Source organism: Streptomyces sp. NPDC048142, from assembly GCF_043202835.1.
Taxonomy (GTDB): domain Bacteria; phylum Actinomycetota; class Actinomycetes; order Streptomycetales; family Streptomycetaceae; genus Streptomyces.
This window is the reverse complement of record NZ_JBIDBC010000028.1, coordinates 94,959-104,804: the sequence shown is the minus strand read 5'-3', so window position 1 is coordinate 104,804 and position 9,846 is coordinate 94,959. Positions and strand designations below refer to the sequence as shown.

General features: G+C 70.4%; 8 protein-coding genes and 1 pseudogene. 5 read left to right on the top strand and 4 right to left on the bottom strand.

Translation table 11 applies throughout. From position 1 onward, the window contains the following. The first annotated feature begins 940 nt into the window (after positions 1-940). Positions 941-1,363: a hypothetical protein gene (locus ACGF2Y_RS28595; RefSeq protein WP_392953184.1), complete on the top strand. Its 423-nt coding sequence runs from the start codon at positions 941-943 to the stop codon at positions 1,361-1,363. Positions 1,364-1,627: 264 nt separating this feature from the next. Here the strand turns inward: ACGF2Y_RS28595 and ACGF2Y_RS28590 are convergent, their stop codons facing one another. From ACGF2Y_RS28590 to ACGF2Y_RS28580, 3 genes and pseudogenes are all read right to left on the bottom strand, one after another. Next, positions 1,628-2,161: a hypothetical protein gene (locus ACGF2Y_RS28590; protein WP_392953181.1), complete on the bottom strand. Its 534-nt coding sequence runs from the start codon at positions 2,159-2,161 to the stop codon at positions 1,628-1,630. A gap of 149 nt (positions 2,162-2,310) precedes the next feature. Then, positions 2,311-3,027: an IS6 family transposase gene (locus ACGF2Y_RS28585; protein WP_392953178.1), complete on the bottom strand. Its 717-nt coding sequence runs from the start codon at positions 3,025-3,027 to the stop codon at positions 2,311-2,313. A gap of 64 nt (positions 3,028-3,091) precedes the next feature. Next, positions 3,092-3,313 (bottom strand): annotated as a pseudogene (locus ACGF2Y_RS28580) (NAD(P)-dependent dehydrogenase); the annotation flags it as partial. Positions 3,314-3,476: 163 nt separating this feature from the next. On the opposite strand from ACGF2Y_RS28580, the gene ACGF2Y_RS28575 reads away from it, so the two are divergent. The 4 genes from ACGF2Y_RS28575 to ACGF2Y_RS28560 all read left to right on the top strand — a co-directional run bounded on the left by ACGF2Y_RS28575 (position 3,477) and on the right by ACGF2Y_RS28560 (position 8,817). Beyond that, on the top strand, positions 3,477-4,043 hold the full coding sequence (locus tag ACGF2Y_RS28575) for a PadR family transcriptional regulator (protein ID WP_392953176.1): 567 nt from the start codon (positions 3,477-3,479) through the stop codon (positions 4,041-4,043). 71 nt (positions 4,044-4,114) lie between these two features. Beyond that, positions 4,115-5,854 (top strand): acyl-CoA dehydrogenase family protein, encoded by a 1,740-nt coding sequence (locus ACGF2Y_RS28570; protein ID WP_392953174.1) that lies wholly within the window; start codon positions 4,115-4,117, stop codon positions 5,852-5,854. A gap of 224 nt (positions 5,855-6,078) precedes the next feature. Then, positions 6,079-8,631 carry an ATP-dependent Clp protease ATP-binding subunit gene (locus ACGF2Y_RS28565; protein ID WP_392953171.1) on the top strand — a complete coding sequence of 851 codons (2,553 nt, stop codon included), beginning with the start codon at positions 6,079-6,081 and terminating at the stop codon, positions 8,629-8,631. Between the two features lie 3 nt (positions 8,632-8,634). Then, positions 8,635-8,817, top strand: coding sequence for a hypothetical protein (locus ACGF2Y_RS28560; RefSeq protein WP_392953168.1), 183 nt, complete (start codon positions 8,635-8,637; stop codon positions 8,815-8,817). A gap of 245 nt (positions 8,818-9,062) precedes the next feature. Here the strand turns inward: ACGF2Y_RS28560 and ACGF2Y_RS28555 are convergent, their stop codons facing one another. After that, positions 9,063-9,824 carry an IclR family transcriptional regulator gene (locus ACGF2Y_RS28555; RefSeq protein WP_392953165.1) on the bottom strand — a complete coding sequence of 254 codons (762 nt, stop codon included), beginning with the start codon at positions 9,822-9,824 and terminating at the stop codon, positions 9,063-9,065. Between the last annotated feature and the right edge of the window lie 22 nt (positions 9,825-9,846).

The following is a 9,846-nucleotide window of genomic DNA, read 5'->3' as shown; positions in this document are numbered from 1 at the left end:
GGTCATGCGAAGGCCGTCAGCGTGCCTCGCGAATCTCCCAACGAGTGAGCCCGTACGAGACGACGTTCGAGGTCAGAGGTTAAAAGGCAAGCTCATAACCCGCACGGAAACCGAACTCGCGATCACCGCGGCCCGCTCCCGTCCCAGCCCTCCGCCGGCACCATGCCCCCCGCCCCAGCAGAGTGTGGGAGTTGATGCGCATGCGTCCCAGTCTCGGCCGCGTGGCGGTGCTGTCGGAGTCACCCGCCGTACGCTGCGGGAGTTCCGGCACTGGTGGCAGGAGGGTTCCCCCCTGCCGGCTATGACGGGCTCCATTGGTAGTGCGGAGTCGGGGTTCGGCGCGTGGTCTTCTTGCCGGAGGGCGCAGAACCCCGCCCCCACCGCACAACTCCGAGACCCCATCGCCGAGCTCACCGAACTGCGCAACCAGATCGCCGCCGACCTCATCGACGGCTCCTGGAGATCGGCACCCCCGACGCCCCTTCACGCCCTGGTTCGGTCGTTCCTGGACGCGGCCTCCGTGCTCCCTGACGCGATCGGTGCAGGGCGACGGACCAGTGCGGGCGCAGCCCGGCGGCGGAGGCGAGGCGGAACAGGAGCGCGGCGGCGACGGCGGCAGGGATTACGTGTCCGCGTCGGCATCTGGGCCCTCGCCCGTCAGCCGGCGGGGCGCATCCTCTGAACCACGCGGAGCCGCGCGCGCTGCCGCGTCTCCTCGGCGACGCGGGCACGTCCAGGCGCTACACCTCGGCTGGTGGCAGCTCGTGCTCGCGGACCTGATCATGAGTGAGCAACACTGAGGAAGAGGCAGTGTTCTGACCCATCACTATTCGTTCTGACTGCCGAGAGCACACCGAACCTCCTGCTGTGTGAGGGCGATGGCTGCTGAAACTCGGAGCGTCAGGCCGCCGTGGCCGCCGTGGAGCGATAGACAGGAAGGGTGACGGACAGCAGCAAGCCTGACGATGACGCCGAGGACGAGGCCCTGCCCGAGCTGTGTGACCTGTGTGGGGCCGTGGTATCGGGCAGCACCGAGTGGTATGCCCTGGTCCCGGACTCATCGTCGATCCACGCGGTCGACGCTCGATTCGACGGCAAGCGCTTGGTCGTCGGGTGCGTGAAGGAGCACTTGGCCGAGCTCATCAAGCAATACAAACGCCGCCCGTTCGTCGATGCCGAACTCTGGGCCGGAAAGATCGCCAGGGCTCTGCAGAAATACGAGGGCCGGATCAGCGAGGAGGACCTGGCCGCGGAGACCGGGCTGGCCCCGAACCAGATCGAGGCCGCCGCGACGTGGCAGAACATCGAGGTCCTCCGCTGGCGCGAGCAGTTCGGCAAGGACGGCCCGGACCCGTCCCCGTAGTGGCTGGAGGCACCGGACCAGGGCCGCGGCCAGGACCCCGTCCACCTCAGGCAACGCGCTCACGCCGGCGCCCTTGCTGCCGCCCGCGTTGTCTCCCCGGCTCAGCGGGTTCTCCTGGACTGGCTGGGCGTGCAGATCGCGCTGGTGGAGCAGTGCGCGCACGACGGCACCGAGCGGGCAGGCCGGCGGTCAGGGGGACATCGGGCCGGGCGTGGGCGAGAGAGTACTCGGCCGCACGCTCCTGCACGATCGTCCAGTAGGGGTTCACCAGCGGTCTCCATCCCAGCCGCCATCGTCGCCGTCGTACTCCTCCTCCCGCCTGTAGCCGTCCTCGACGGTGGGCTCATCATCCGGTTCCGCGAACCGGTACTCGTCCTCGTGCGGGTCGTTCGGCTCCTGAGCTGCCGCGGTCATGTCCGCCCAGTAGTCGGCTTCGTTCTCCGCTTCGTACTTGGCGCGCTGCTGAGGGGGGAGGGAGGCCAGCCACGCCTCGTGCTGTGCGTGCTGGGCGCCGGCCCGGACCTCGAAGTACCCCTCCCAGATCCGGATCGGATAGTGCGGGTCCCCAGAGCAGCCGCCCCAGCCGCCGTCCTGGCCGAGGTGGCCGGCGGGCCGGGCGCAACGCCCACCATCGATCGGGTGCGCGAAGCCAGAGCACACGAGGACGAGGGCCTTCGACGTGGCCGCCGGGCGGGGCGTGCCGCGCAGTTCGGCAAGGACATCGGGGAAGCGGCGGCCGGTGGCCCGGCCGATCGCGCGGGCTTGGCGTTTGAGGTGGTCGTGTCCGCTCTTGGTCACGGTCGTCTCCACAGCGGGCCCCACGCCTCCCGCCGGACGTCGCATCAGTGCTCACAGCCGGACAGACAGGTACGGCGTCGTCAAGTTATGGGTGTGGTCGTCGAGTTGGGGCGTGTTGAGGGTGTGGTCGTTCCGGTGGTGGTACCTCGTCAGGCGGCGGCGGGCACACCGGTGGTGTTCTTCCAGACGCGGAAGCGTTCGGTCATCTCGGTACGGTAGTTACTCGCTGTCATCAAATGGCGGCGGGGTCGGAAGAGGGTCGAGATTCCGGAGAAGGCGGCCAGGAACCTCTGCGCGGCTCCCATCGAGCGGAAGCCTTTCATGGCGCGCTCCCGCTGCCGGGTCGGTTGGTGACTGTTCTCGCACCGGTTGTTCAAGTACTTCGAACTCCGGTGCTCGACCGAGGGCGTCACCTGCCGGTGGGCGGCCCCGTAGGAGCGCAGCTTGTCCGTGACGATCACACGGGGCACGGTCTCGGCGCCCTTGAGGAGCTTGCGGAGGAACCGCTTGGCCGCAGCGGTGTCCCGCTTGTCCGTGACAAGGATGTCGAGGACCTGACCCTCCTGGTCGACGGCCCGCCACAGGTACCGCATCCGCCCGTCAACCTTGATGAACACCTCGTCCAGATGCCACTTGTCACCCGGCCTCGGCCGCCGGCGGCGCAGAGCGGCCGCGTAGGCGGGCCCGAACGTGGCACACCAGGCCCGGATGCTCTCGTAGGACACGGTGATCCCGCGCTCGAACAGGAGCTCCTCGACCTCGCGGAACAAGAGAGGAAACCGGTGATGCAGCCACACCGCGTGACCGATCACCTCCGCCGGGAACCGGTACCCCTTGTACGACACCGACGACTCCGCCCCCACCAACAGCCCCTCCCACGACGACCAACACCAAGATCATCCCACGGCCCCGCAGACAACTTGATAGCGCCCGTGCGAAGGTCAGCGCGACCGCACGGCCGATGCCGGAATCGCCTCCGGTGATCACGGCCTTCCGGTCGTCGAGCAGGCCCGACCCCCGGTAGGACTCCTCGCCGTGATCGGGCGGCGGATCCATGGGGCCGGTCCAGCCGGGATGCTCCTGCTCCTGCTGGGGGAAGTCGGGGCGCGGGTGCAGCCGGTTCGGGTCCTGCGGCGGTTCGTTCCTCGTCATGGTCCTGTCCTTCCTGCTCGGCGGTGCCCAGCGCTCCGGGTGCCCTGCCGAGCCTGGTCGAAACACCCCTTTTGTCGTTGGGGTCGCCGGGGCCCGGGTGAGCCGTGTCTCACCGGGGCTCCATGACTTGTCTATGCAACGAGTTGCATAGAAGGATCGCGGTATGGCCCTCGACCACGCGATTCTCGTCTCCCTGCTGGAGCGGCCCGGCTCCGGCTACGAGCTGGCCCGGCGGTTCGAACGGTCCATCGGGTACTTCTGGACCGCCACCCACCAGCAGATCTACCGCGTGCTCGGGCGCATGGTGACCGACGGACTGCTCCTCGTCCGCGAGGTGCCGCAGCAGGGCCGGCCGGACAAGAAGGAGTACTCCGTCACCGGGCCCGGCCGCTCCGCCCTCGCCGCGTGGCTGCACAAGCCGATCGAGCCCGAGAGCCTCCGGCACGACCTCGCCGTGAAGATCCGGGGCGCCGCCTTCGACGACCCGGCCGCCCTGATCCGCGAGGTCGAGCGGCACCACCAGGTGCACCGGGACCGGCTCGCGCACTACCTCGCCGGGGAACTGCGCGACTTCACCGGGCCCGACGCCCCCGCGCCGCCGGACGCCGGCCAGGAGCTCCAGCACGTCGTGCTGCGCGGCGGCATCGCGTTCGAGCGCATGACGATCGCCTGGCTCGACGACGTGCTCACCACGCTCCACCGGCTCGCGGCGCCGGGTCCGGGCGCCTGAACGGCACCCCGGCCGCCACCTCCGTAACCACACCACCTCCCTCACCCTCACCCTTCCGGAAGGCAACCGCCATGGCTGAGTCCTCGTCCTTGCTGTTCAACCCGCGCACCTACGACCCGCAGCACTTCGACCCGGAGACCCGCAGGCTCCTGCGCGCCACCATCGACTGGTTCGAGGAGCGGGGCAAGCGCCGGCTGATCGAGGACTACCGCTCCCGCGCCTGGCTGGGGGACTTCCTCGCCTTCTCCGCGAAGGAGGGCCTGTTCGCCACCTTCCTCACCCCCGCGTCCGCCGCCTCCGCCGCGGGGGACAAGGACCGGCGCTGGGACACCGCCCGGATCGCCGCCCTCAACGAGATCTTCGGGTTCTACGGTCTGGACTACTGGTACGCCTGGCAGGTGACCATCCTCGGCCTCGGCCCGGTCTGGCAGAGCGACAACGCCGCCGCCCGCGACCGGGCGGCCGAACTCCTCTCCCAGGGAGAGGTGTTCGCGTTCGGCCTGTCCGAGAAGACGCACGGCGCCGACATCTACTCCACCGACATGCTGCTGACGCCGGACAGCGACGGTGCCGGCGGCTTCCGGGCCTCCGGCTCCAAGTACTACATCGGCAACGGCAACGCCGCAGGGCTCGTCTCCGTCTTCGGCCGACGCACCGACATCGAGGGCCCCGACGGCTACGTCTTCTTCGCGGCCGACAGCCGCCACGAGGCGTACCACCTGGTGAAGAACGTCGTCGACTCCTCGAAGTACGTCAGCGAATTCCGCCTCGCCGACTACCCGGTGGCCCCCGCCGACATCCTGCACACCGGCCGGGCCGCCTTCGACGCCGCGCTCAACACCGTCAACGTCGGCAAGTTCAACCTCTGCACCGCCTCCATCGGCATCTGCGAGCACGCGATGTACGAGGCCGTCACCCACGCGAGCAACCGCATCCTCTACGGCCGCCCCGTCACCGCGTTCCCGCACGTGCGCCGCGAGCTGACCGACGCGTACGTCCGGCTCGTCGGGATGAAGCTGTTCAGCGACCGCGCCGTCGACTACTTCCGCTCCGCCGGGCCCGACGACCGCCGCTACCTCCTCTTCAACCCGATGACGAAGATGAAGGTGACCACGGAGGGCGAGAAGGTCATCGACCTCATGTGGGACGTCATCGCCGCCAAGGGCTTCGAGAAGGACAACTACTTCGCCCAGGCCGCCATCGAGATCCGGGGCCTGCCGAAGCTGGAGGGCACGGTCCACGTGAACCTCGCCCTGATCCTCAAGTTCATGCGGAACCACCTGCTGAACCCCGTCGACCACCCGGTCGTCCCGACCCGCCTCGACGCCGCCGACGACGCGTTCCTGTTCCAGCAGGGCCCGGCGCGCGGCCTCGGCTCCGTACGCTTCCACGACTGGCGCACCGCGTTCGACGCGTACGCCGAGGTGCCGAACGTCGCCCGCTTCCGCGAGCAGGCGGACGCCCTGTGCACGTTCGTCGGGACGGCCGCCCCCGACGAGGAGCAGAGCCGCGACCTCGACCTCCTCCTCGCCGTCGGCCAGCTGTTCGCCCTCGTCGTCCACGGCCAGCTGATCCTGGAGCAGGCCCGGCTGACCGGCCTGGACGAGGAACTGCTCGACGAGCTGTTCGCCGTGCTCGTACGTGATTTCTCCGCGCACGCCGTCGAACTGCACGGCAAGGACTCCGCCACCGGGGACCAGCAGGAGTGGGCGCTGGGCGCGGTACGCCGTCCGGTCGTCGACGCGGCCCGCTCGGCGCGGATCTGGGAGCGCGTCGAGGCGCTGTCGGGGGCGTACGAGATGGCGCGGTAGCCCCGCTCGCCCAGCGGCGTGCGGTGGGCCGGGGGTGCGCCCCCCGGCCCACACCGGCACGTGCCCCCGGCCCACATCGGCACATGCCGCGATTGCCGGGACGCTCCCCCCGGGTCGTGTTCTCGCGTGCCGCCCACGCGGCGGTCCGTGGCGTCACCCCCGTTTGCGGGGTGGTGGACATCGCGTTTCAGTGAGAGGGCCCCTCCCGCCTCCCTGGAGCTGACATGTCGATGGCGTTCGGTTCACCCCTCGGTCCGTCCGACCCGTTCAGTGACCTGCTGAACCGGTTCTTCGGCATGTCGCCCGCCTCCTCGCCCCCCGCCGTGCAGCGCGTTCCGATCGGGCGGCTGCTGACGGAGTCCTCCCACGAGCTGCTGGGCCGGGCCACGAGGAAAGCGGCCGAGGACGGCACGGCGGACCTCGACACCGAGCACCTCCTGTGGGCGGCGACCCAGGTCGACCCCGCGCGCGGGCTGCTCTCCCGGGCCGGGGTCGACCCCGACGCCCTCGCGGGGCAGCTGGAGGAGGTGCTGCCCCGGGAGTCCGGTGAGCCGTCCGCCGAACCCGGTCTCACCCCGGCGGCCAAACGCACCCTCACCGCGGCCTACGCCCGTTCGCAGGCGGCGGGGGTGTCCTACATCGGGCCCGAGCACATCCTGGGCGCGCTCATCGACGACGCGGACTCCGGGGCCGGCCGCTTCCTGGGCTCGGACGACCTGGACGTGGGGACGCTGCGCGGCACCACGGACCGGGCGGCGGGCGCGGGCGGGGCTTCCGGCGGGGGGAAGCAGCAGCCGTCGACGACCCTGGACGAGTTCGGCCGGGACCTGACCGAGGAAGCGAAGGCCGGGAAGCTCGACCCAGTGGTCGGGCGGGCCGAGGAGATCGAGCAGACCATCGAGATCCTCTCGCGGCGCTCCAAGAACAACCCCGTCCTCATCGGCGAGCCCGGCGTCGGCAAGACCGCCATCGTGGAGGGCCTCGCCCAGAGCATCGTCGCGGGCGAGGTGCCCGACACCCTCAAGGACAAACGGGTCGTCTCGCTGGACCTGTCGGGCATGGTGGCCGGGGCCCAGTACCGCGGACAGTTCGAGGAACGCCTCAAGAAAGTCATCGAGGACGTCCAGAACGCCGAGGGCGAGATCATCCTCTTCATCGACGAACTCCACACCGTCGTCGGCGCGGGCGCGGCCGGCGAGGGCTCGATGGACGCGGGCAACATGCTCAAGCCCGCCCTCGCCCGCGGCGAACTCCACGTGGTCGGCGCGACGACGATCGACGAGTACCGCAAGCACATCGAGAAGGACGCCGCCCTGGAGCGCCGCTTCCAGCCCGTCCTCATCCCGGAGCCGACCGTCGAGGAGACCGTACAGATCCTCGAAGGGCTGCGGGACGCCTACGAGGCCCACCACCAGGTCCGCTTCGCCGACGGGGCCCTGGCGGCGGCGGCCGAGCTGTCCGACCGCTACATCAGCGACCGCTTCCTCCCCGACAAGGCCATCGACCTGATGGACCAGGCCGGGGCACGCGTACGGCTGCGCAGCGCGAACCGCTCCACCGAGGTCGTCGGCCGGGAGGACCGCCTCGCCAAGCTGCGGCGCGAGAAGGAGGAGGCCGTCGCCGGCGAGGAGTTCGAGAAGGCCTCCGGGCTGAAGAAGCAGATCACCGACGTGGAGGCCGAACTCGCCGGGATCGAGGAGCGCCGCGAGGGCGTCGTCTCGGTCACGGCCTCTGACATCGCCGACGTCGTCTCCCGCCGCACCGGCATCCCGGTCTCCCAGCTCACCGCGAGCGAGAAGGAGAAGCTCCTCAAGCTGGAGGAGGAGATGCACGCCAGGATCGTCGGCCAGGACGAGGCGGTCACCGCGGTCTCCGAAGCCGTACGCCGCAACCGCGCGGGCATGGGCGACCCGAACCGGCCCGTCGGCTCGTTCCTCTTCCTCGGGCCCACCGGCGTCGGCAAGACCGAGCTGGCCAAGACCCTGGCCGAGCTGCTGTTCGGCGACGACGACCGCATGATCCGCTTCGACATGAGCGAGTTCCAGGAGAAGCACACGGTCGCCCGGCTGGTCGGAGCGCCGCCCGGATACGTCGGCTACGACGAGGCGGGCCAGCTCACCGAGAAGGTGCGGCGCAACCCCTACAGCGTCGTGCTCTTCGACGAGGTCGAGAAGGCGCACCCCGACGTCTTCAACACCCTGCTCCAGATCCTCGACGACGGCCGGCTCACGGACGGCCAGGGCCGCACCGTCGACTTCCGCCACTGCGTCGTCATCATGACGTCCAACATCGGCGCCCACCGCATCCTCGCCCACCAGGGCGACGCGGCCGAGCTCAAGGATGAGCTGATGGAGGACCTGCGGGGACGGTTCCTGCCCGAGTTCCTCAACCGCATCGACGACATCATCGTCTTCCACAGCCTCACCGAGGCCGACCTGTCCGAGATCGTCGAACACCTGCTGGACCGCAGCAAGCACCGGGTCCACGCCCAGGGCATGACGCTGGAGGTCACCGAGGCGGCGAAGAAACTCCTGGTCGCCCACGGCTACCAGCCGGAGTTCGGCGCCCGCCCACTGCGCCGCACGATCCAGACGGAACTGGACAACCGCGTCGCCTCCCTGCTCCTGGGCGGCGAGGCCGACCCGGGGGACACGATCGTCGCCGACGTGGTCGACGACTCCCTGCACTGCACGATCCGCACGGGCGACGGCGCCGGGAAGAGCTCCGCTGCCGACGAGGTCGGCGCGGCGGCCGCCACCCCCGACAGCAAGGAGTGACCGATGTCCCATCACCACCACAAGTCGAACGAAGAGGTCGAGGGCGACCCCGACACCGGCCACAGCCGCGGAATGCCCCGCCGCCCGGACGCGAAGCAACTCGACGAGCGGCTGGTGGAGGACCGCGAGGAAGCGGGCCTTCCCCCGAACCGGGACAGGACGAACCTGGACAGGAAGGCCGACTAGCCGACCAGCAGCCCCCGGCCATGACCGACGATCGCTGAAACCGCTGAGACGCCCCCCCGGGGGGCGTTCCAGCGGCTTCGCCCTGCGCGCCGCGCTCGCCATGGCGGTGCCCGCCGCCTGCCGTTGGCCCTGGCGGCCCGTCGCCGAGGAACTCGTCGTCACGGCAGCCCTGTCCGGGCTTGTCGGCAGCGTGGTGCTGCTCATCTGAGAGGCCCCGAAGGTTCGCGCTCCGAACCCCGGAGGGTTCAGCACTCCGGAAGGGTCAGCCGCCGTGTGACGCGCAGCGCCGACTCCAGCAACTGCGCCCTGACCTCGGTGGTCCGGTACATCCGGTCCGACCGGAACGAGATGCCGATCGAACCGACCTGGTCACCGCTGTACACGGGCACCGCCGCGCACGTCGTACCCCGCGCGTACTCCTCCCGGTCCAGCGTGAGCGGACCCGCGGGGGTGGAGTCGAGCTGCCGCAGCAGCTCCTCCCGGCGCGTGATGGTGCGGGCGGTGAGGTCGGCCAGGGAGTGCCGGGAGAGGTAGTTGGCGCGTGCCTCCTCGTCCAGCTCGCGGAGCACGCTCTTGCCGAGCGCGGTGGCGTGTCCGGCGTCCTGGAAGCTCACCCAGAGGTCCACCCGCGGGGCCCGCGGGCTGTCGACGATCTCCAGGACCCGGATCTCGCCCTCGTCGTACAGCGTTAGATAGACGGCGGCGGACAGGCTGTCGCGCAGCGAGGACAGCAGCGGGCGGATGTGCTCCTGCAGCGCTTCGCCGCCGACGGCGGCATGCGACCCGGGGCCCGCCTCGCGGAGGACGAACGCGCCGTCGTCCAGCTCGCGCAGATATCCGTCCCGGGCGAGGTCGTGCAGCAGCCGCCGGGCGGTGGCGTCCGACAGCCCGGCCGCCTGGGCCAGCTGCCGCACGGAGGCACCGTCCGGGTGCGCCCCAGCGGCCTCCAGCAACCGGAGGTCCTGCCGGACGGACACCGTCGGTTCGGGGCCTGCCTGGTCACCCATGGCACCAGCATGGACCCGGCGC

Coding starts and splice junctions, on each gene's coding strand:
- ACGF2Y_RS28555 (WP_392953165.1), bottom strand. CDS start 9,824: ATGGGTGACCAGGCAGGCCCCGAACCGACGGTGTCCGTCCGGCAGGAC.
- ACGF2Y_RS28565 (WP_392953171.1), top strand. CDS start 6,079: ATGTCGATGGCGTTCGGTTCACCCCTCGGTCCGTCCGACCCGTTCAGT.
- ACGF2Y_RS28575 (WP_392953176.1), top strand. CDS start 3,477: ATGGCCCTCGACCACGCGATTCTCGTCTCCCTGCTGGAGCGGCCCGGC.
- ACGF2Y_RS28560 (WP_392953168.1), top strand. CDS start 8,635: ATGTCCCATCACCACCACAAGTCGAACGAAGAGGTCGAGGGCGACCCC.
- ACGF2Y_RS28570 (WP_392953174.1), top strand. CDS start 4,115: ATGGCTGAGTCCTCGTCCTTGCTGTTCAACCCGCGCACCTACGACCCG.